Source organism: Lysobacter sp. K5869, from assembly GCF_018847975.1.
GTDB lineage: Bacteria > Pseudomonadota > Gammaproteobacteria > Xanthomonadales > Xanthomonadaceae > Lysobacter.
The window spans coordinates 2986935-3008066 of record NZ_CP072597.1 but is presented as its reverse complement, the minus strand read 5'-3'; the positions used below and the strand labels follow the sequence as shown (position 1 = coordinate 3008066).

At 67.7% G+C, this 21132-nt stretch carries 18 protein-coding genes and 6 tRNA genes; 4 read left to right on the top strand and 20 right to left on the bottom strand.

Features of this window, described 5'->3' with window-relative positions; all coding sequences use genetic code 11:
- The first annotated feature begins 182 nt into the window (after window positions 1-182).
- Window positions 183-869 (top strand): energy transducer TonB, encoded by a 687-nt coding sequence (locus tag J5226_RS13065; protein ID WP_215834945.1) that lies wholly within the window; start codon window positions 183-185, stop codon window positions 867-869.
- 273 nt (window positions 870-1142) lie between these two features.
- Here J5226_RS13065 and rlmH read toward each other — a convergent pair whose 3' ends face one another.
- The 7 genes from rlmH to lon form a co-directional block, all read right to left on the bottom strand.
- Window positions 1143-1613 (bottom strand): 23S rRNA (pseudouridine(1915)-N(3))-methyltransferase RlmH, encoded by a 471-nt coding sequence (rlmH, locus tag J5226_RS13060; protein WP_215834944.1) that lies wholly within the window; start codon window positions 1611-1613, stop codon window positions 1143-1145.
- A gap of 468 nt (window positions 1614-2081) precedes the next feature.
- Window positions 2082-4076: a SurA N-terminal domain-containing protein gene (locus J5226_RS13055; protein ID WP_215834943.1), complete on the bottom strand. Its 1995-nt coding sequence runs from the start codon at window positions 4074-4076 to the stop codon at window positions 2082-2084.
- A 261-nt stretch (window positions 4077-4337) separates the two neighbouring features.
- A tRNA-Asp gene (locus tag J5226_RS13050) sits at window positions 4338-4414 on the bottom strand.
- Between the two features lie 104 nt (window positions 4415-4518).
- Window positions 4519-4595, bottom strand: a tRNA-Asp gene (locus tag J5226_RS13045).
- Window positions 4596-4699: 104 nt separating this feature from the next.
- Window positions 4700-4774 (bottom strand) — tRNA-Val (locus tag J5226_RS13040).
- Between the two features lie 60 nt (window positions 4775-4834).
- Complete coding sequence (locus tag J5226_RS13035) at window positions 4835-5107, bottom strand: HU family DNA-binding protein (protein ID WP_215834942.1); 273 nt, start codon at window positions 5105-5107, stop codon at window positions 4835-4837.
- 238 nt (window positions 5108-5345) lie between these two features.
- Complete coding sequence (lon, locus tag J5226_RS13030) at window positions 5346-7790, bottom strand: endopeptidase La (RefSeq protein WP_215834941.1); 2445 nt, start codon at window positions 7788-7790, stop codon at window positions 5346-5348.
- 197 nt (window positions 7791-7987) lie between these two features.
- Here lon and J5226_RS13025 point away from each other — a divergent pair, with 197 nt between their 5' ends.
- Window positions 7988-8641, top strand: coding sequence for a hypothetical protein (locus J5226_RS13025; protein ID WP_215834940.1), 654 nt, complete (start codon window positions 7988-7990; stop codon window positions 8639-8641).
- Between the two features lie 207 nt (window positions 8642-8848).
- Here the strand turns inward: J5226_RS13025 and clpX are convergent, their stop codons facing one another.
- From clpX to J5226_RS13005, 4 genes are all read right to left on the bottom strand, one after another.
- Complete coding sequence (clpX, locus tag J5226_RS13020) at window positions 8849-10144, bottom strand: ATP-dependent Clp protease ATP-binding subunit ClpX (protein WP_215834939.1); 1296 nt, start codon at window positions 10142-10144, stop codon at window positions 8849-8851.
- 203 nt (window positions 10145-10347) lie between these two features.
- Window positions 10348-10974, bottom strand: coding sequence for an ATP-dependent Clp endopeptidase proteolytic subunit ClpP (gene clpP, locus J5226_RS13015; RefSeq protein ID WP_215834938.1), 627 nt, complete (start codon window positions 10972-10974; stop codon window positions 10348-10350).
- A gap of 258 nt (window positions 10975-11232) precedes the next feature.
- Complete coding sequence (gene tig / locus J5226_RS13010; RefSeq protein WP_215834937.1) at window positions 11233-12534, bottom strand: trigger factor; 1302 nt, start codon at window positions 12532-12534, stop codon at window positions 11233-11235.
- Between the two features lie 532 nt (window positions 12535-13066).
- Window positions 13067-13151 (bottom strand) — tRNA-Leu (locus tag J5226_RS13005).
- Window positions 13152-13304: 153 nt separating this feature from the next.
- Between J5226_RS13005 and pip the strand changes: the two genes are divergently transcribed.
- Window positions 13305-14264, top strand: a complete 960-nt coding sequence (gene pip / locus J5226_RS13000; protein ID WP_215834936.1) for a prolyl aminopeptidase — start codon at window positions 13305-13307, stop codon at window positions 14262-14264.
- A gap of 237 nt (window positions 14265-14501) precedes the next feature.
- Here the strand turns inward: pip and J5226_RS12995 are convergent, their stop codons facing one another.
- Window positions 14502-14726, bottom strand: a complete 225-nt coding sequence (locus J5226_RS12995; protein ID WP_215834935.1) for a hypothetical protein — start codon at window positions 14724-14726, stop codon at window positions 14502-14504.
- Between the two features lie 130 nt (window positions 14727-14856).
- On the opposite strand from J5226_RS12995, the gene J5226_RS12990 reads away from it, so the two are divergent.
- Window positions 14857-16002: a hypothetical protein gene (locus J5226_RS12990; RefSeq protein ID WP_215834934.1), complete on the top strand. Its 1146-nt coding sequence runs from the start codon at window positions 14857-14859 to the stop codon at window positions 16000-16002.
- Window positions 16003-16096: 94 nt separating this feature from the next.
- On the opposite strand, the gene J5226_RS12985 is transcribed toward J5226_RS12990, so the two are convergent.
- The 8 genes from J5226_RS12985 to J5226_RS12950 form a co-directional block, all read right to left on the bottom strand.
- Window positions 16097-16636, bottom strand: a complete 540-nt coding sequence (locus J5226_RS12985) for a hypothetical protein (protein ID WP_215834933.1) — start codon at window positions 16634-16636, stop codon at window positions 16097-16099.
- A gap of 2 nt (window positions 16637-16638) precedes the next feature.
- Window positions 16639-17094, bottom strand: a complete 456-nt coding sequence (locus tag J5226_RS12980) for a hypothetical protein (RefSeq protein WP_215834932.1) — start codon at window positions 17092-17094, stop codon at window positions 16639-16641.
- Window positions 17095-17183: 89 nt separating this feature from the next.
- Window positions 17184-17259 (bottom strand) — tRNA-Lys (locus tag J5226_RS12975).
- Window positions 17260-17345: 86 nt separating this feature from the next.
- A tRNA-His gene (locus J5226_RS12970) sits at window positions 17346-17422 on the bottom strand.
- A 226-nt stretch (window positions 17423-17648) separates the two neighbouring features.
- Complete coding sequence (locus tag J5226_RS12965; protein ID WP_215834931.1) at window positions 17649-17999, bottom strand: hypothetical protein; 351 nt, start codon at window positions 17997-17999, stop codon at window positions 17649-17651.
- A gap of 45 nt (window positions 18000-18044) precedes the next feature.
- Window positions 18045-19493, bottom strand: coding sequence for a capsid cement protein (locus J5226_RS12960; protein ID WP_215834930.1), 1449 nt, complete (start codon window positions 19491-19493; stop codon window positions 18045-18047).
- 86 nt (window positions 19494-19579) lie between these two features.
- Window positions 19580-20233, bottom strand: a complete 654-nt coding sequence (locus J5226_RS12955; RefSeq protein WP_215834929.1) for a hypothetical protein — start codon at window positions 20231-20233, stop codon at window positions 19580-19582.
- Entirely contained in the window at window positions 20233-21063 is an 831-nt protein-coding gene (locus J5226_RS12950; RefSeq protein WP_215834928.1) for a hypothetical protein, read from the bottom strand. Before J5226_RS12950 ends, J5226_RS12955 begins: the two co-directional genes overlap by 1 nt.
- Window positions 21064-21132 lie beyond the last annotated feature (69 nt).

Below are 21132 nucleotides of genomic sequence, written 5' to 3'. Positions count from 1 at the left end.
CCCTCATCGGCGACCGAACGCGCCGCGCGCAGCCTCTTCCCACCAAAGTCGCAAACGAGAACCGCTTGCATCCCCGCCGGCCGGCGGCGCATTTTTGAGACGCGGCACCGTTTTCAGCAGTAACCCCGCTGGCGGTTCCGGGCCGTTGTCAGAGCTGTACGACACACTCAAGGAGGATGCCCATGGTTCGCACGCTCCCATCCCACCACCCCGCCCGCCAGCCCCTGGACGGCACCCGCATCGCCGCCAACGCCGGCGCCATCGCCTTCAACGCGGCCATGCTGATGTTGATGCTGGCGCCGCTGAGCGCTCCGCAGTTGGTCACCCAGCAGCTCGAGCAGTTGCCGACCATCGAAATCCTGTCCCGGCCCAAGCCGATCGACCCGCCCCCGCCGCCGCCGAAGGACAAGCCGCTGCGGCAAGTGGTCAAGGACCCGCCGCCGCGGGTGCAGCCGGTCGTGCAGCAGAACGTGGCGCCGCCGCCGGAAGTCGTCGTCGATCAGCCGGCGATGCCGATGGATTTCCAGGGCGTCGAACAAGTCGCCATCGCGACCCCGCCGCCGGTCAGCAACGTCGGCCGCACCCTCGAAGGCGCGACGCTGCAAGTGCTGCGCAACCCGCCGCCGAACTACCCCATCGAAGCGGTGCGCGCCGGCATCACCGGCACGGTCGAACTGGAAATCCTGGTCGGCCTCGACGGCAAGCCGGTCGACGTGCTGATCGTGCGCAGCAGCGGCAACCGCGCGCTCGACCAAGCCGCGCGCAAGGTCGTGCTGCAGCGCTGGGCGTTCCAGCCCGCGATGGAAAACGGCCAACCCGTGCAGGCGCGCGGCCGCGTGCCGATCGAGTTCAAGCTGGACAGGCAATAAGCCGTCTCGCGCTGCGCGAGCGGCGCGCGACGACGCCGGCACCACCGACAAGACCCTCGCTTCGGCGAGGGTCTTCTTTTCGCGATTAACCCCGCATCGAGCGAAACAATCCCAGCGACAGATCGCTCCCGCACTCGCTACGCGCCGTCCCGTTTCCCCCTGTAGGAGCGGCGCGAGCCGCGACCGCGAATCCTCACCTACGACGACCCGCCGGCAACGCCCCGCCTCTCGCAAACCGCACGCTCCACCATCCAATCCCGCCGACCGAACGCCTCACGCGCGGTGATACGGATGATTCGCCAACAACGCGGCCGCCCGATACAACTGCTCCGCCGCCACCAACCGCACCAACATATGCGGCAGCGTCAACGGCCCCAGCGACCACTGCTCGTCCGCGCGCGCCAACACCTCCGGCGCATGCCCTTCCGGCCCGCCGATCAAGAACGCCAGATCGCGCCCCTGCCCGCGCCAATGCTCCAGCCGCTGCGCCAACTGCTCCGAGGTCCACAAGCGCCCGCGCCCCTCCAACACCACCACGCAGGCGTTCTTCGGCAGCGCCGCGAGCACGCGCGCGCCCTCGTCCGCGGTCGCGCGCACCGCGTCGCGGCCCTTGCCGCGCAGGCCGGGTTCGATCTCCACCAGTTCCAGCGGCAACCAGTGCGATAGGCGCTTTTGGTACTCGCCGAAGCCTTCCGCGACCCAGCGCGGCGCGCGTTCGCCGACGGCGATCAGTTTGCTTTTCATGCGGGCATGGTAGCTCGGGGGTGGTGGGGGCGGCGTTCGGCGGCGCGTTGGGGCCGGTGATCGGAATCGCGGCGGTGGGTGGTTACGCGTGGGGATGAGCGGCTTCGGGGCGGTGCGTGGTATGGCGTCGCTTCGGTTGATCGCGGCTTACGCCGCTCCTACCGCCGCTTCGCGACGGCCTGGCTTCATGTAGGAGCGGCGTAAGCCGCGACCGCGAATGGGCCTGCGACGAAGGTTCGTCGTCGTCGAATTGTCGCGGTCGCGGCTCGCGCCGCTCCTACAGGGAGGAACGCAACCACGTCGAATCGACTGTAGGAGCGGCGCGAGCCGCGACCGCGCAAACGAAGCTACGACGCCGCTAGCGGCGCGCACCAAAAACGCGATGACCGCGACAAAGAATCGCCGCAAAAACAAAGGCCCGGCATTCGCCGGGCCTTCGTCGAACGACGATGTCGAACGAACCGCGCCTCAGCGCAGGTTCTCCTCCATCACCTTGATCACCATGCGCTTGCGCAGCGCCGAGGTCAGTTCGGTCACCTCGTCCACCGCGGTCGCCTGGCCCGACTGCGTGCGCAGCATGTCCAGTTCCGACGGCTTCAGCACCGACTTGTCGCCCGGCGCGACCTTGGTCACCGCGAACAGCACGTAGCGGCCGTCGGGCAACTTGGCCTTGCCGCCGGCGCTCTTGCCCTGCGCCGGCGCGCGCACCGCGAAGATCGCTTCGGTCACGTCCGGCGGCAGCATCGGCATGCCGCGGGCGACGCCCGGCAGATCCTGCGGCGCGGGCAGCTGCTTGGACGCGGCCACCGCGGTCAGCGTTTCGCCGCCGTCGATGCGCGCGATCAGCGCGTCGGCGTCCTTCTGCGCGGCCTTGGACACGCGGTCGGCGCGGATCGCGGCGATCACCTTCTCGCGCACCTGCGCCAGCGGCTGCGCGCGTTCGGGCGTGTGCGAAACCACGCGGATCAGCACGCTGTGGTCCTGACCGATGTCGATCGGATCGCTGACGGTGTTGTCCTGGATGCGCGCATCGGTGAACGCCGCGCGCACCACCGCCGGATTCTGCGCGATGCCGGTGTTGGCGGCGGCGTCGCGGGTCACCACGGCCATCTTCTGCAGCGGCACACCGACCGCCTTGGCCGGAGCTTCCAGCGTGGTCGGGTTCTTGTAGACCAGATCGACCAGCTTGGCCGAGAACTCGTTGAACGCGCGCTCGCGGGCGCCTTCGCTCTCCTCGCGCGCGAGGATCTCGCGCACCGCCTCGAACGGCTGCTGCGAGCCGCTCTTGAGTTCGCGCACCTGGATGATGTGCCAGCCGCCGTCGGCCTTGACCGGATCGCTGATCTGGCCGACCTGCAGCTTGCCGAACGCGGTCTCGTCGAACGCGCCCGGAATGTCGCCCTTGTTCATCCAGCCCAGGTCGCCGCCGGCGGCCTTGGAGCCCAGGTCGTCGCTGTTGGCGCGCGCCAGCGCGGCGAAGTCGGCGCCCGGCGCCTTGGCCTGCGCGGCGATCTGCTTGGCCTTGTCCTCGGCCGCCTTCTGCGCGGCGGCGTCGGCGTTGGCGGCCACGTTGATCTGAATGTGCGAGATCAGACGCTGCTCGGCGGCCAGGAACTTCTTCTGTTCTTTTTCGTAGCGATCGCGCAGCGCCTGCTCGGTCGGCGGCGCCGGCGGCGGCAGGGTCGCGCCGTTGAGCTCGACGTACTCGATGCCCACGCTCTCGGGCGAACGGAAGTCCTTGCCGTGGCCGTCGTACCACTTCTGAATGTCGGCCGCGCTCACCTCGGCGGTGTCGGCGGCCGGCGCCGGCAGCTCGACCAGGCTGATGTCGCGCTTCTCGCCCAGCAGCTTGATCAGGCGATCGGTTTCGCCGGAGGTGACGAAGCTGCTGTCGGCCAGGCTCGACGGCAACAGGGTTTCCTGCAGGCGGTCGCGCACGAACTGTTGGAACTGGGTCGGCGTCTGCGGCGGATTGCGCATCTGCAAGCCGAGGATGTAGCGCTCCTGGCTGAACTTGCCGCTGCCGTCCTGGAAGTCCGGCACCGACTGGATGGTCTTGATCACCAGCGCGTCGCTGACGGTCACGCCGTCGACTTCGGCGGCGACCTTGCGGATGCGTTCGTCGATCAGCGCGTCGAGCACCTTGCGCTTGCTCTCGGGCTTCTCGAATTCGCGCGCGTCGAAGTTCGGGCCTTGCTGGGCGCGGGCCTGATCGCGGGCGCGGTTGAAGCGCTCGTCGAATTCGCCGCGTTCGATCGCTTCCTTCTTCCACAGCATCGACGCCGGCCACCACGACGGCGCCGAACGCCACCACGACGGCGCGATCTCGATGCGCGCGACCGCGTTGTCGGTACGCTGCACCATGTACTGCTCGATGCCGACGAAGGCGAAGGGAACGATCAGCAGGCCTAGGATCACGGTGGCGATCCAGCCCGAGGTCTTGTCGCGGAGTGTCTGCAGCATGTCCGGGTCGGGTTAAGTCGTAAGCCGGACAGTTTAGCGCGGTTCCGCGGCCTGGGCGGCGCGGGACGACGGATGTCGCATTCGGGCGCGGGCCGGGGCCGGGGCGCGGCCTGGGCGCAGCGGCGGGGCGGCCCCGACGGCGGACGGCCCCGCCGAGGTCGCGCGAACGTTCGCGCGGATTATCCGGTCGCCGATCGGCGCGGCGAAATCAAAATGCGGAAAAAAGAAAAGGCACCGTTTCCGGTGCCTTTTCGGTGCAACTGGCGGAGTGGACGGGACTCGAACCCGCGACCTCCGGCGTGACAGGCCAGCATTCTAACCGACTGAACTACCACTCCGCGCTTTGAAACTCCGGCCTTCGATCCGTACCGCATCGCGACAAAATCGAGAGCCCTCACTTATATAAAAACGAAGGCGCCGTTTCCGGCGCCTTCGGCAAAACTGGCGGAGTGGACGGGACTCGAACCCGCGACCTCCGGCGTGACAGGCCAGCATTCTAACCGACTGAACTACCACTCCGCGTATTTTGAAACTTTACTACCAAAACCCGTTTTCGGAAACCCGTTTCTCGCTAAACCCGCTTTTTTAAGCGGAAAAAGCAACGGCAGACAGACCAGCGACTCTGGTGGGTGCTGAGGGTTTCGAACCCCCGACCCTCTCCTTGTAAGGGAGACGCTCTACCGCTGAGCTAAGCACCCGAATGACTTGGGCTAACTGCTTGGGTTCCGATGGCGATGACTGCATCGCCGCCGAGTTGGTTAGTTTACGGCATCCTTCAGCGCTTTGCCAGCCTTGAAGGAGGGATTCTTCGACGCCGGGATCTTGATGGTCTCGCCGGTCTTGGGGTTGCGGCCCTGGCGAGCGGCGCGCTTGCGCACCTGGAAGGTGCCGAAGCCTACGAGCGTAACAGTGTCGCCCTTCTTCAGCGCCTTGGTGACGACGTCGATCAGCGCATCGACGGCGGCGGTAGCGTCGGTCTTCGACAGCTCGGCGGTTTCGGCGACGGCGCTTACGAGTTCGGCCTTGTTCATTATTTTTTTGACTCCCTGTGCGGTTGCGACCGCGATGTTCTGAGAATCGGAGCATCGCCGCAGGAGGCGTGCGTCCGATCAAGCGTGCCGCGCAGAAGTTGTGCTTGTGGATTGGGGCTGCGCGGTTGCGGTCGTTATACCAGCGGCCTATAGGGGGCGCAAGCGCGAAAGCCAACAGCGGCGCGGCTTTCAGCGTTTTTCGCGCCCCCGTTCGGCGGCCTCCGACCGGCGGCGGAAGTCAGTGCTTGACGTCGGGTTGCGGGGTGCTCTTGCCGCTTTCGCGCACCGGAATTTCGCCCTCGCCTTGGCCCGACGCCGCCGCCGGCGCGGCCGCGATCGGACGCTCCAACGCGATGTCGAGCACCTCGTCGATCCAACGCGCCGGAATGATCTTCAGGCCCTGGGTCACGGTCTTGGGCAGATCGGCCAGATCCTTGCGATTCTCTTCCGGAATGATCACGGTGCGGATGCCGCCGCGCAGCGCGGCCAGCAGCTTTTCCTTCAAGCCGCCGATCGGCAGCACGCGGCCGCGCAGGGTGATCTCGCCGGTCATCGCCACATCGGCCTTGACCGGGTTCTTGGTCAGCATCGACACCAGCGCGGTGGCCATGCCGATGCCGGCGCTGGGGCCGTCCTTCGGCGTGGCGCCTTCCGGCACGTGCACGTGCACGTCGTGCTTCTGCAGGAATTCCACATCGATGCCGAGCCGCTCGGCGCGCGCGCGCACCACCGACAAAGCCGCCGACACCGATTCCTTCATCACGTCGCCGAGTTGGCCGGTGAGGATCAGCTGGCCCTTGCCCGGCACCAGCGTGGCTTCGACCTGCAGCAGATCGCCGCCGACCTCGGTCCAGGCCAGACCCGTGACCAGGCCGATCTCGTTCTGTTCCTCGGCGCGGCCGAAATCGAAGCGGCGCACGCCCAGGTACTTCTCCAGGTTCTTGGAGGTGACGTTGACCGCGCTGTCCTTGCCCTTCTTCGCCGGCTTAGGACCGGCGAGCGCGATTTCCTTCACCACCTTGCGGCAGATCTTGGAGATCTCGCGCTCGAGATTGCGCACGCCCGACTCGCGCGTGTAGTAGCGCACGATGTCGCGCACCGCGCTTTCGGCGATCTTGATCTCTTCCGGCTTGAGGCCGTTGTTCTTGATCTGCTTCGGCAGCAGGTAGCGCATCGCGATGTTGAGCTTCTCCTCCTCGGTGTAACCCGGGATGCGGATCACTTCCATGCGGTCCAGCAGCGGGCCGGGAATGTTGAGCGAGTTGGAGGTGGCGACGAACATCACTTCGCTGAGGTCGAGGTCGACTTCCAGGTAGTGGTCGTTGAAGGCGTTGTTCTGCTCGGGATCGAGCACTTCCAGCAGCGCCGAGGACGGATCGCCGCGGAAGTCCATCGACATCTTGTCGATTTCGTCGAGCACGAACAGCGGGTTCTTGCTGCCGACCTTGTTGAGGTTCTGCACGATCCGGCCCGGCATCGAACCGACATAGGTGCGGCGATGGCCGCGGATCTCGGCCTCGTCGCGCACGCCGCCGAGCGACATGCGCACGAACTTGCGGTTGGTGGCCTTGGCGATCGACTGGCCGAGCGAGGTCTTGCCCACGCCAGGCGGGCCGACCAGGCACAGGATCGCACCCTTCATGTTCTTCACCCGCGACTGCACCGCGAGGTATTCCAGGATGCGTTCCTTGACCTTCTCCAGGCCGAAGTGGTCGGCGTCGAGCACGTCCTGCGCGGCCTTCAAATCCTTGCGGATCTTGCTGCGCTTCTTCCACGGCACGCCCAGCAGCCAGTCGAGGTAGTTGCGCACCACCGCGGCTTCGGCCGACATCGGCGACATCTGCTTGAGCTTGTTGAGTTCGTTCTTGGCCTTGGTCTCGACCGGCTTGGGCATGCCGGCCTCGGCGATCTTGCGCGCGAGCTCGTCGATGTCGTTGGGCGCGTCGTCGATCTCGCCGAGCTCCTTCTGGATCGCCTTCATCTGCTCGTTGAGGTAGTACTCGCGCTGGCTCTTCTCCATCTGCGACTTGACCCGGCCGCGGATGCGCTTTTCCAGCTGCTGCACGTCGATTTCGCCGTCGACCAGACCGACCAGCTGCTCCAGGCGCGCGCCGATGGCGTGCGTCTCCAGCAGCTTCTGCTTGTCGCCGATGCGCACGCCCAGGTGGGCGGCGACGGTGTCGGCCAGACGGCCGGGTTCGTCGATGCCGGCGAGCGTTTGCATCAGCTCCGGCGGCAGCTTGCGGTTGGTCTTGACGTACTGCTCGAACAGGCCCATCAGCGAACGCGCGATCGCTTCGACTTCGCGCTCTTCGCGATCGATTTCCGGCTCGACCACGACCGCGTGGCCGGACAGCGCGTTGTCGCGCTCGGCGACCTCGTCCACGCGCACGCGCGAGACGCCTTCGACCAGGACCTTGATGGTGCCGTCGGGCAGCTTGAGCAATTGCAGGACCTGGGCCAGGGTGCCGATCTCGTAAAGATCCTCGGCGCCCGGGTCGTCGGTTTCGGCGGACTTCTGCGCGACCAGGAGGATGCGCTTGTCCGATTCCATCGCCAGATCGAGGGCGCGGATCGACTTGTCGCGGCCCACGAACAGCGGGATCACCATGTGCGGGAACACGACCACATCGCGCAGCGGCAACACCGGCAGGGTCATGGATTCGGCGGAGGACTGGGTCATCGGGGCTCTCGACTGCGTGGGGTGAGGATGCCGGGGCATCCAGGCTCCCGTTATGGGGGTGGCCGCCCGGGAGCGCAAGCAAAGCCCGCCGGGCGACCCGCAGAATCGATAAAAACCGCTTTTGAATCATAAGCTTGTGATACAAAGCGGGGTTCGGGATGGAGTATTCCGCCCATCCGCCCGCCCGGACGCCGCCGATGCAACGACTGCAGGACGCTATCGATCAGTACAACGCAAGCCGGACCCGCTGCTGGGACCACGACTACACCACCCTGCTCGCCCCCGGCCCGGCCGCCGAGGCCGATCTCGCCCGCCTGCGCGAGCGCGAGCCGCGGCCGCTGCCGGCGGAGCTGGAGGCCTTCTACCGGCGCTTCGGCGGCCTGCACAACCACCACAACACCGAATCGCACTGCCTGGAACTGCCCGCCCCCGCCGCCCTGGCCGAAGGGCTGGAGCGGGCCGACGAATGGCAGCGTATCCGCTCGCTGGGTTTGGTCGATGTGATCGTCCACAGCTGGGGCAACGACCGCTACGAATTCGAGCCCGGCGAGGCCTTCGCGCAGGCCGAGCTGGACGCGCTCAACGCCGGCTACCGCTGTTTCGGCTGGTACCGCACCGATACGGTGTCGGAGAGCGCGTGGTACGTGTACGCAGATGCGCAAGAACGCTTCGGCGCGCTGTATTACGACCAGGACGGTTTCGGCCACGTCGAGCGTTCGCTGCGGGCGATGCTGGCGGCGAGTCCGGCGCGGCAGTCGCTGGAGGAGGTGTTGTGCGAGGGCGTCGAGCGCGCGCGGCAGGCGATGATCGAGTGGCACGGGGACGGGAGCGAGGACGCAGACTCGGCTTGAGCGAAGCCGCGGCGCGGCCTTCGACGAACCTCGAGGCTCAGCCGGAACCGCGGCGCCAGGATGCGCCTCGCGCAGCGCGCGGGTAACGCTCGTACATGCGCGCCCGCGCGGACGCGCGCGACCCCAAGGCGCCGCGCCGCAATCGCGAGCGCGCGAAATCCGCGGCCCCAAAAACGATCGCCCCCGCACTGGGCGGGGGCGAAGGTCTTACTCGGCCGAAGCCACTTTGGGCTGAGGCTGCGCCGGCGGCGTCTGGTAGATCAGGTACGGCTCGGACTTGTGCTCGATCACCGACTCGTCCACCACCACCTTGCTGACGTTCTCCAGCGACGGCAGTTCGTACATCGTGTCCAGCAGCACGGACTCGACGATGGTGCGCAGGCCGCGCGCGCCGGTCTTGCGCTTGAGCGCCTTCTTGGCGATGGCCGAGAGCGCGTCGGGACGGAATTCCAGCTCGACGTTCTCCATCTCGAACAGCTTGCGGAACTGCTTGGTGATCGCGTTCTTCGGCTCGGTCAGGATCGAGATCAGCGCCGGCTCGTCGAGCTCCTCGAGCGTGGCGACCACCGGCAGGCGGCCGACGAACTCGGGGATCAGGCCGAACTTGATCAGATCTTCCGGCTCGACGTCGGCGAGGATCTTGCCGATGTCGATCTTGCGCTCGGCGCTCTTGACCTTGGCGCCGAAGCCGATGCCGCCGGCCTCGGTGCTGCGCTGCTGGATGATCTTGTCCAGACCGGCGAACGCGCCGCCGACCACGAACAGGATGTTGCGCGTGTCGACCTGCAGGAATTCCTGCTGCGGATGCTTGCGCCCGCCCTGCGGCGGCACGCTGGCGATGGTGCCTTCGATCAGCTTCAGCAGCGCCTGCTGCACGCCTTCGCCGGAGACGTCGCGGGTGATCGACGGGTTGTCGCTCTTGCGCGAGATCTTGTCGATTTCGTCGATGTAGACGATGCCCTGCTGCGCCTTCTCGACGTCGTAGTCGCACTTCTGCAGCAGCTTCTGGATGATGTTCTCCACGTCCTCGCCCACGTAACCGGCTTCGGTCAGCGTGGTGGCGTCGGCGATGGTGAACGGCACGTTGAGCAGCCGCGCCAGCGTTTCGGCCAGCAGGGTCTTGCCCGAACCGGTCGGGCCGACCAGCAGGATGTTCGACTTCGACAATTCGACGTCGTCGTTCTTCTGCCGGCTCTCGATGCGCTTGTAGTGGTTGTACACGGCGACCGCGAGCGTGCGCTTGGCGCGCTGCTGGCCGATCACGTACTGATCGAGCACCTCGAGGATCTCGCGCGGCTTGGGCAGGTGGCTGCGCGCCGACTGCGCCTTCTCCTCGAGTTCCTCGCGGATGATGTCGTTGCACAGCTCCACGCACTCATCGCAGATGAACACGCTCGGGCCCGCGATCAGCTTGCGGACTTCGTGCTGGCTTTTACCGCAGAACGAGCAATACAGGATCTTGTTGCTGTCGCCCGTGCTGCGTCCTTGTCGTTCGTCGGTCATGCTTGATTTGGCCCGTTGGTGCTCAGTCTTGTGGTGCGCGTTGGCTTCTTAATATGCCCAAAACGCCTGGGCGGCAAGCGCCGCCGAGGCGGGTTCAGGCGGCTCGGCCCGAGAATAGCACAGCGTCCCGGGCCGCCTCTTTCGCCGTATATCGTAATGCGATCAAGGGTTTGCGCGCTGTGTCGGCCCGCCCGGCGGCGTGCTTACGAGGCCTGGATGGTCTCGTCCGGACGGCGCTCGAGCACCTGATCGACCAAGCCGTAATCGCGCGCGGCCTCGGCGCTCTTGAAGTTGTCGCGCTCGGTGTCGCGGGCGATGGTCTCCAGCGACTGGCCGGTGTGCTTCGACAGGATTTCGTTAAGGCGCTGACGCAGGGTCAGGATCTCGCGCGCGTGGATGTCGATGTCGGTGGCCTGACCCTGGAAGCCGCCCAGCGGCTGGTGGATCATCACCCGCGAATTCGGCAGCGCCAGGCGCTTGCCCTTGGCGCCGGAGGCGAGCAGCAGCGCGCCCATGCTGGCGGCCTGGCCGATGCAGATCGTGCTCACGTCCGGCTTGATGTACTGCATGGTGTCGTAGATCGCCATGCCGGCGGTGACCACGCCGCCCGGGGAGTTGATGTAGAAGTTGATGTCCTTCTCGGGGTTTTCGGCCTCGAGGAACAGCATCTGGGCCACGATCACGTTGGCGACGTGGTCGTCGACGCCGCCGACCAGGAAGATCACGCGCTCTTTGAGCAGGCGCGAATAGATGTCGTAGGCGCGCTCGCCGCGGCTGGTCTGTTCGACCACCATCGGCACCAGATTCAGGGCTTTGGTTAGGTTGTCCATGCGTAAACGGCACCTGTGGCTGACATAGGGGGGGGCGCAGGGGTTGCTTGCGCGGTTGAGCCCAACTTGGGGCCGGCCGCGTCGCAGCGCAAGAGGCGCGATTGCCAAAAACGCGCGGGGCGGCGGGCCTGAGCGCGATCCGGCCCGCCCGAAGCGCGATCCGGCCACGGCCCGGCCATCGCGGCGAAGGCCCGCGCGGCGGGCGCGGGCCTTCAAAACCAAACGGCCCGCGGCGAGGCCGCGGGCCGGGGCGATCGGTCAGTTCGGCCGGATCGCGTCGCTGAACGCCAGCGCCTGCTCGGTGTGCTGGGCGCGCTCGGCGATCCAATCGATCACCTGCTCTTCCATCACCCGGTTCTGCAGGCCGGCCATCAGCTGCTGGTCGTTGCGGTACAGGTCGATCACCTGCTGCGGCTCCTCGTAGGTCGAGGCGATCAGGCGCAGGGTCTCGTTGACGCGCTTGGCTTCCAGGCGCAGATCGTTGCGGCGGGCGATTTCGCCGACCAGCAGGCCGACCAGGACGCGCTTGCGCGCCGAATCCAGGTAGTTCAGGTGGGCGTCGTCCGGCGCGGAGATCTGGCGGCCCTGGCGGCGGGCCTGCTCGACGGTCTGCCAGACCATGTTGCGGGCTTCCTGCTCGACCAGCTTCGGCGGCATTTCCACCGACTCGTAGGCCTTGACCAGCTGCTCGCCGACTTCCTGGCGCAGGCGGTTCATCAGCGAACCCTTGAGCTCGCGCTCCAGGTTGGTGCGGATGTCGGCGCGGAACTGCTCGGCGTCGCCGCTGCGCACGCCGAAGCTCTTGATGAACTCGGCGTCGACCTCCGGCATCACCGGCTCGGAGACGTGGTTGAGCTTGAGGTGGACGTTGGCGGTCTTGCCGGCGACCTCGGCGGCGCGCCAATCGGCCGGGAATTCGACCTGGGCGACCTTCTCCTCGCCGGCCTTGACGCCGACCATGGCGTCTTCCAGCGGCTTGAACATCGCGCCGGAGCCGATCTGGGTGCTGCCGTACTCGGCGCCCTCGGCCGGCAGGCGGATGCCGTCGATTTCGGTGAAGGTCTCGACTTCGACCACGTCGCCTTCCTGGGCGCCGCGCTCGACCGACTTCAGGGTGCGGCGCTGCAGGCGCAGGTTCTCGATCATCGCGTCGATGTCGGCGTCGGAGACCTCGGCGGTGTGGCGCACGATCTCCAGCTTGCTGACGTCGATGTCGCCGAAGTCCGGCACCACTTCGAAGGTGGCGACGTAGGACAGCGTGCCGTCGGTCTCGCCGGCCGGCTCGATGTTCGGGTTGCCGGCGATCTGCAGCTGCTCCTTGCGGATCGCGTCGCCGAAGCTCTCGCGCAGCATGCCGTCGAGGATTTCGGCGCGGACCTGGGCGCCGAAGCGCTGCTCGATGATCTTGGCCGGCACCTTGCCCGGGCGGAAGCCCTTGATGTTGGCGCCGCGCGCGATCTCGCGCAGGCGGCCGCCGACCTGGGTTTCCAGGTTTTCGGCCGGGAGGCTGAAGGTCAGTCGGCGCTCCAGCGAGCCCAGCGATTCGAGCGAAACTTGCATATCCACTCCTGCGACCGCGGCACCCGCCGCGGCGACGATGTTGTTGATCCGGTCCGGCCGCCGGCGGGACGAAAGCTCGCCGGCCAGCGGAACTTGCTAGTTTGGCCGATTACGCGCTGGGCTGCCAGCACCGTGAAGGCCCGGCGGGCCGTGGGTCGCGGGTTTTGGGGTCGCTGGCGGGTTTTGCGGGGCGTGTCGCAGGCTGCGGTGGGATTGAGGCCGGCGGCGAAGGGGCGCGCGGTCGGCGAAGGGCACGACGACGGGGATCATTTAGCCGGATGGAGGACGCCGACCTGCGTCAGGACGCGCCGCTCCGGGATTAGACGGCTCTGGACTCGGGCCGAACGCAGCGGAACGTCGCTGCGAAGAACCCTGCCCGGCCACGGCGACCGATTCGAGCGAGGGCTTTGCCGCGAGCACGCCGGGCCGTCGCGGCAGCCGAGTATCCAACCGATGCCGCAGAGAACCGCGCCGGCTGGAGCGGCCGGCCATCGAAGCTCAGCGTAGCGGCTGTGTTCTCTGCCGGACGCCGTGGTGCGAAAGGCGGGACTCGAACCCGCACGCCTTGCGGCGCTGGAACCTAAATCCAGTGCGTCTACCAATTCCGCCACTTTCGCGATTCGCCGGCGCGAGGCCGGGCCCGCATTCTAACGGCGCGCCGGCGCAAAGCCGAGCCCCGCGCGCCGCCCGCCTCACGCGCCCGCACGCGCGCAAGCCGGCGACCGCCGCGCGCGGCTATGCTGCGCCCTTCCCCACCGCCTGCGACCGCCATGCGCGAGCTGTATCCCGAGATCGAGCCTTACCGCACCTACCGCCTGGCCGTGGACGCGATCCACGAGCTGCACGTCGAAGAATGCGGCAACCCCAACGGGTTGCCGGTGCTGTTCCTGCACGGCGGCCCCGGCGCCGGCGTGTCGCCGTATCACCGCCGCTTCTTCGATCCGGGCCGCTACCGCATCGTGCTGTTCGATCAGCGCGGCGCCGGCAAATCCACGCCGCACTCGGAGTTGCGCGACAACACCACCTGGGATCTGGTCGCCGACATCGAGCGCATCCGCGCGATGCTCGGGATCGAGCGCTGGATCGTGTTCGGCGGCTCGTGGGGCTCCACCCTCGCCCTGGCCTACGCGCAAACCCACCCGCAGCCGGTGCAGGCGCTGGTGCTGCGCGGCATCTTCCTCGGCCGGCCGCCGGAGCTGCGCTGGTTCAACGAACTCGACGGCGGCGCGCGCTGGGTCTTCCCCGAACGCTGGCAGCGCTATCTCGACTACATCCCCGAGGAAGAACGCGGGCAGATGATCGAAGCCTATTGGCGGCGCCTGGACAGCCCCGACCCGCAGGTGCGGCGCGAAGCCGCGCTGGCCTGGAGCGACTGCGAAGGCGGCAGCACCACGCTGCTGCACGACCCGTACGAACCCGGCGTGCACGGCGACAGCGACGCCGCGGTCAGCGTGGCGCGCGCCGAAGCGCACTACTTCCGCCACGACGTGTTCCTCGAACCCGATCAACTGCTGCGCGACGTCGGCCGCCTCCGCCACATCCCCACGACCATCGTGCACGGCCGCTACGACATGATCTGCCCGGTCAAGAACGCGGTCGATCTGGCCGCGGCGTGGCCGGAAGCGCAGCTGCGCATCGTGCTGGCCGGGCACAGCGCGGCCGATCCGGCGATCGTGGATGCGCTGGTGACGGCGACGGACGGGTTGCTGGAGCGCTTCGGCGGGCGCTGAGGCGCTCGCTCGCGCGGCCGTCCGCGGCCGCGGTCGGTGCGCTCACGACCGCGGCATCGGCGAGGCGAGGCGCTCACGCGTGCGCCCTGCCCGTCTGGAACGAAGAGCAGGACCTGCCGGCGATCTTGCCGGCAGGTCCGCCGTTTGCGCGAGCGCTTCAAGCGCGATGGCGCTCGGCGCCCGGCTCAGCGAGCCGAAACCCGAGCGCCCTCGCGGATCGCGACCGCGCGAACGCGATCACTCGATGCAGTGACCGCCGCCGACCGGGCAAGCCCTGACGAACACCCACTTGTGGTTGCTGCAGGTGTAGTAGTAGCGCCACCCGTTCTGCACGATGGTGGTCGCGGCCCCGTTGGGGCTGCAGTACTGGCCCGCGACCTGCGCGTTGGCCGCGCCGATGCCGACCGCCAAGCCCACCACGAACACCGCCGCCGTCGCCGCTTTCATCATGGTCCGCTTCATGTACTTCTCCTTTTGATGATGATGTCGCTGGATTCGCTCCCACGCTCCGCGCGGACGCAAGCAGCGGCCGTGCAAGAGCCGGGCGACGGGCCGCCAGCGATTCGGCCCGCGCCAAGGAGATCGGTGCGTCGTGGGGGAGTGGCGCAACAGCGGAAACCGGCCGAGGCAAACGCAGCGGCTTCGCAGGTTCAGGGATAACCGATTTCCCGCGCGCTGTCCGACGCCCCGGCGCGGGGATCACATGGAAAACGTGATGGTTCCGCGCAGTTTTTCGGCCGCGGTCGACACGATGCGCATCGATGGCCGGCAGCCGCGCAAAGGCCGGCCGCGACGACGGCCCGATCGGCCTCCGTCCGCCGGCGCCTCCGACGGACGGCCGCGAAACCCGCGCACACCCTGCATCGCGGCGTCGCCGAACGGTCTTATGCTTCCTCCGATCTTCCCTTCCGGTATTCCGATGAAGCACGCCCTGCTCGCTTTGTGCCTGCTCAGCCCGGCCGCGCTGGCCTGCGACACCTCGCACCTGTCGCTGTCGGGCGCGCTCAGCGTGACGACCTGCTCGCCGAAGCAGGGTTCGACCGACTGCGTCGACTCGAGCCGGGCGCTGTCCGAGTACATGGACGCGGTGCCGGACGACGATTCGCTCTTCACCATCGGCCTGCAATCGAGCCCGTGGCATATGTACGACGGATCGATGCGCATCCTCACCGCCGAGGACGTGGCCGCCGCCGTGAAGTCCCGCCTCGACGGCAAATTCAAGCGCGTCGAACTGATCGGCTCGTGGACCGGCGTATCGCCGAAGCCGGGCGCGCCGTCGCTGGCCGAGCGCGTCTCCAAGGCTCTCGACGGTTTCCCGGTCAAGGGCGAGAACGGTTTTCTGTGGATGAAGAAGGACGGAACCCGCCGCACCACGCGTCAAGCCTTCACTATGCGCGAAGGCGCCGGCTCGTATTTCCTGCCCAAGGGCGACGAGTTGTTCGTCCCGCTCGTCGCCGGCTGGCCCGCGTTCGTCGAGGACCGAATTCCCGAAGACGACGCCGAGATGCTGATGCGCGCCGCGGCCGGCTGGGACGTCTTCTTCCTGTGCCCGGACAAAGCGCTCGCCGGTCTCGAACATGCCGCGAGCAAGGGCAGCGCGGTCGCCGCCTACAACGCGGCGCTGATGCGGCTGGAACGCGGGGAGCGCGCGCCGGCGCTGGCGCTGCTCGAACGCGGCGCGGCGCTGGGCGATGCGAAGTCGCGCACGCGGCTGGACGCGGAACACGCGCGCAAGTAAGTCGCGGATCGGACATCGCCGGCTCGCGCTTAGGCGCGAACGGACAGACGCCGGCCGAAGGCGAGAGCGAGGATTCGCCGCGCGCTCGTCTGGATCAGCGTTGCAGCCACGGCGGCGGCAAACCTCCGCCGTATCGGCGCCGCCGCAGGATGCGGCGCCCGGCCTGCGCGGCACAGATCGCGCCGCCCGCCAGGAACGCGAAGCCGAGGTAAACGCCGACGCTCAGATCGCGCTGCCGGCCGGCCACGATTTGTTCGTACGTGCGCACCGGCCGGCCGTCGGCGGACAACTCGCGCACGGCGATGTAGTGCCGCCAAGGCCACGGCGGCGCGCTCGAATCGGATGCATCGAACCCCACCTCCACGTTCGCGCCCTCGCGGCTCAACGCGGCGTGGACCGCGTCCCAGCCGCCGCCCCAGGCGGGATACGAGAACCGCCGCGGCGAACCGCTCAGACCGAAGTGGAGATCGTGCCGGCTCCGCTCGAACCACTCCACGCGCCCGGACGCGCGCGCGAGCTGCGAGCGCGGCGGCGGACCGGGCTCGGTCGTGCAGACGTACACGATGGCGGCGCCGGCCGAGAGGCTCAGCAGGCAGGTCGCGATCAGCTTGGAGATGCCCGACTCGCCGCGCATCCTCAGCGCGCGCTCCGCGACGCAGCGGTCGACGACGCACGCCGACGGTCGCGCAGATAACTGCCCAGGCCGACGCCGAACGTCGCCGCCAGCGCCAGCAGCGCGACGTCCACGGCGATGTCGAGCGCATCGAAGGGCGCGAAGAACACGCGCGGCCATGCCGCGGACACGGCCCACAACAAGACCAACGACAGCGCCGTCGCGACGAACGCAGCCCACGCGGCACTGGCGATGGGACGCACGGCCGAACCGGCCGCCATGCGGGTGAACACCGCCAGATACACCGCGAACGTCGCCGCCATCCCGATCGCTTCGATCCGCGCCGCATCGGCCGTGTCGTCGCTGGAGAACAAGCCGCAGGCGAAACCCACGGCGGAACTGCCGATCAGCAACGCCAGCGAATATCCGGCGATGCGCTTCCACGCCATGCCGGCGCGCTCGATGCCGCTCGAATCCATTCCGCAATCCTTTGACCGCCACTCGCGCGAACGCGGACGTTCGTCCGCAAAAGAAAAAGGACCCGGCTTTCGCCGAGTCCTTTTTTGTTTGGTGGGCCGTCAAGGATTCGAACCTTGGACCTATTGATTAAGAGTCAACTGCTCTACCAACTGAGCTAACGGCCCGGTAAAACCGAGGAGCGGAATCTTACACAACAACTCCGCTCCGCACAACACTTTCGTTACAACAAATTTCGTCGCAACGATTTAGATGGGGTGGCTGAGGGGACTCGAACCCCCGACATCTGGAATCACAATCCAGTACTCTAACCAGCTGAGCTACAGCCACCATCGAACACTTACTAGCCGCGCATTGTACCGCACGACGCTTGCGAATTTGGCGCGCCCGGCAGGAATCGAACCTGCAACCACCGGCTTAGAAGTCAGATAGTCAGTACTGCACTATCAAGAGCTTATGCCTTCCGTTTTTCAGGAGGGCATCCCGTGGAACATGCGCCGGAGCGACGCGAGCCGCGTATTTTTCAGGAGTCGGGGCCAGGATGCAAGCCCCCACGTCATCGGCCGTACTGGAGCTGTTCCCGGGTCCGTCGCGACATGGTCGGCCTGTGCCGGCGCTTGGGCACCTCTGCCGCGATTCGGTCGGCATATTTGCTCACCCAGGTTGCAATCCAGCGGACGGCCCCGGCCTCGGTCTCCAAGTCCTTCCAGCGGCTGACCTTCAGGTACTCGCGATAGGGGCCGGTGCAGGCCTCCCATCCCCTGCCCCGCTGCCGCGGCAGGGTCAGCGCCACCCACACCTCCCGCTCAAAGACGATGATGTGCGCGTCGCGGAAATCGGTGTGCGCTGAGTTCGCCCATTCGAAGCGGGGCGGCAAGGCGTAGGGTTGGCGCAACGACGGGTCCATGCCGGGCATCGTAGGCCCGGCAATCTCAGGCGCTGCGACCGACCGTCAGGGGGCGCGCATTCCAAGCTGTACGGCGCCGGCGGCCGTGGCCTCGGTCGCCCAGGTCAGCGACGAGGGCAGGAAGAAAAGCCGCTGTTCGCCGCCGTTGGGCCGGCCTTCCAGCGCGAACCAGCCGGTGCCGCCGTCGCCGCCGGGGAAGTATGGCAGGCCGGGGTCGGTTGCCGGATCGGGGCCGAGCCAGCCGCTCGCCGCGCGCAGCCACAGCTCGCCGGTCGCGCGGTCGATCAGCACGCCGAAGCGGCTCACGCCGCTCGCCAGCGAGCCTGCGCCGGGGATTGTCGCCAGCGCGGCGCTGTTGTGGCGCAGCTCCAGATCGGCGAGGTCCGCGGAGACGCGCAGCGCGATGCTGTTCGCGTCCAGGCCCAGCTCGCCGCCGAAGTAGAAGCCCTTTGCGAATCCGAACGTGCCGCCGCCGTTCAACAGCACCGAGAACTCGACGTAAGTCCGAACGATCGGGATCGCGTCGCGTGTGCGCGCGGAGAGAATCGCGCCGCCGGCCGCCACCTGAAAGCCGCCGCTGTCCACGGTGCCGCCGAAGAACGGGAACGACGAAGTGCCGTTCTCATGCAGGCCGGTGTAATAGGGGCCGATGTCGGCCGCGGCCAGGTCGCCGGTGACGACGTTGGCGCCGTACTGCGTTGGGGTCAGCGTGATCGCGCCGTTCGCCGTTTCGGTGATCGGCAGCCCCTTGCACTTCGTGTTGAAGCCGTCGATCTTGACCTGGCCGACACCGAGCTGCACGAACAGGATCGGCTTGTTCGCGGTGAATGCCGCCGCGTCGATCACCGTCGACTCGGCCGAATCCCACAGCACAACAGCAGTGTCCGAGTACATGGGGACGCCGTAGCCGCCGGCGTTGCTGCCGGCCGTTGTCACCAGCTCGGCGGCGCGCGAGAGCTGATAGGTGCCCGCCCCCGTGCGGCGCAGCGCGTTGGTGCCGTCCGCGTAACTGAGGTAGATCGCCGCCTCCGGCGCCGGCGTCAGCGAGCCGTCCGGGTTGTAGGCGTTGAAGTCGACGGTGCCCGCGCGCTGCACGTCGTTGGTCAGCAGGACGTCGGTCTCGGTCTGCGCCACACCGATGCCCGGCGCGGTCCCCACGGGGCTGATCGACAGGGTGTTGTCCGCGCGCATGTAAACCGGATACCCGGCGTAGAAGCCGCCGGCCGGGTCGGTGTAGACCACGCCCAGCTTGACCGTCACCGGATCACCGGCGGTGGCGTCGTCGGCCAGCACGCCGACGCCGACGGTTCGGCCGCCAGGATCGGGGGCGTTCGTGCGCGCGATCGTCGCCGGGTCGCCTAGCTCGACGGTCAGGCGCACCAGGGTGCCGGCCGGGATGTTGGTCAGCGCTTTCGCCTGGATCGTCTGCGCGCCGCCGGCGTCGGGCGTCGCCCATTCGACGTTGTAGTCGGCGCCGTCGACCTTGCGCAGCACCTGGCCGGCCGTGCCGCCGCCGGGCAGCAGGCGCAGCGCGTGCGCGGCGAACCATTGGCCGATCTGCGTAAACGCGAGGGAAAGATTCACGGCGGGTTGTACTCGTTGAGCAGCAACTGCAGGTAATCGGGGCCGGTCGTTTCCAGGGCAGCGACCGCGCGCGCGTCGGTGAAGTAGAGATTGCCCAGCCCTTCGGCCAGGTCGTCGGTCGTAGCCGCGCTGGTCCCGGCCAGGCGCCCGTAGGCGTCGCGCACGAACTTGCGCAGCTCGCCGCCGCCGGCGTCGGCCAGTTCGGCCAGGGCGACGGTGATGACGCCTGAGCCGTCGCCGGCTTCGGTCAGGGTGATGCCCTCGCCGGGCAGGAACGCCGACGCGATCGTGCGCCACCCCTTCTCGCCGATCGGGCCCGTGCCGTAGTAGCTCGTCGGCAGCGGCGCCTCCTCGTCGCCGACCAGAGACAGGCGCACCAGGCCGGACTCGAGCGTGCCGGAGTAGTCCACCGAAAACTCGCCCTCAACGCGGGTGTCCTTCGTCAGAAACGAACCGGTCGCAACCGGCGGCAGGTTTTCCAGCGTTCCGTCCGGCGAACCGAGCTTGACCAGCAGCGCGCGGAAAAACGCCTTCACGTCGCCAAGCGACACCATGTCCCCGATGCGCGACAGGATGCGGAACCAGGCGAACGTCGGACGGCCGTCCGTTTCGACCAGGCGCTCGCTGGACGTGGGGAATCCGCCGGCCATTACGGATTCACCGTCACCAGGCCGAGTGCCAGCCAGCGCAGCGGGATCGCCTGATTGAAGCGCGAGGCGTTGTTGCCGAAGTCCTGCGAGTCGAAATGAAACCGAACGCGATCCGGCGCCAGCACCGGAGTTGCCTTCGCCGCGATCAGGCCATTCGACGTGAGCGCCGCGGACTCGATGATCGCGTCCGCCCAAATCGCCGAGCTGTTGAACGCCGTCGGCAGGACAACGTCGACCGCCGACTGGCGTTGACCGGTGTTCGGGGACGAAGCCGCCCCCCACTGCAGCATGACCTTCGTCGGGCTGGAGGCGATGCCGACGCGAATGCTGCCGGCGTCGCGGTCGCCGACGATGACGATGTCCGGTGCCGGCGGGGCCGGGATGTTCAGCGTCTGCCAGATTGGGTTCGTGCCGTCGGTGAAGAGTGCCTTGCCGCCCTGGCCGGCCATGTCCGGCAACTGGCGGATCAAGTCCCACAGGAGCAGCGCTCCATCGTTGAACAGCGCCGCGCCCGCCTCCAGCGGCGTCGGAATCTGCAGGCTAGCGCCGCCGGCCGGCTGGATGTTGTCCAGGTCGCGGATTTGGGAGCCGTTGGCGTCCAGCACGCGCACCCGATACGCGCCGGAGCCCCAGCAGTCGACGGCGAGCCGCCCGGCGGCGTCGAGCGTGATGGTGCTGCCGTTGGACACGGCCAGGTCGGGGCCCTCATAGACAGCCCTGGGATTGCTGGTCCCGGCCTCGTAGAACCGGACTTCGCCGCCCGCGGCCGGCGCGCTGCTGTTCTGGTTGAAGAACGTCTGGAGGGGGTCCAGGACTCGGAAGCTCGCCATTTCGGGGTCTCCAGAAACGAAAAGCCCGGCGCTTGGCCGGGCTTGCGGGGTGTGCGGTAGGATTGGCGC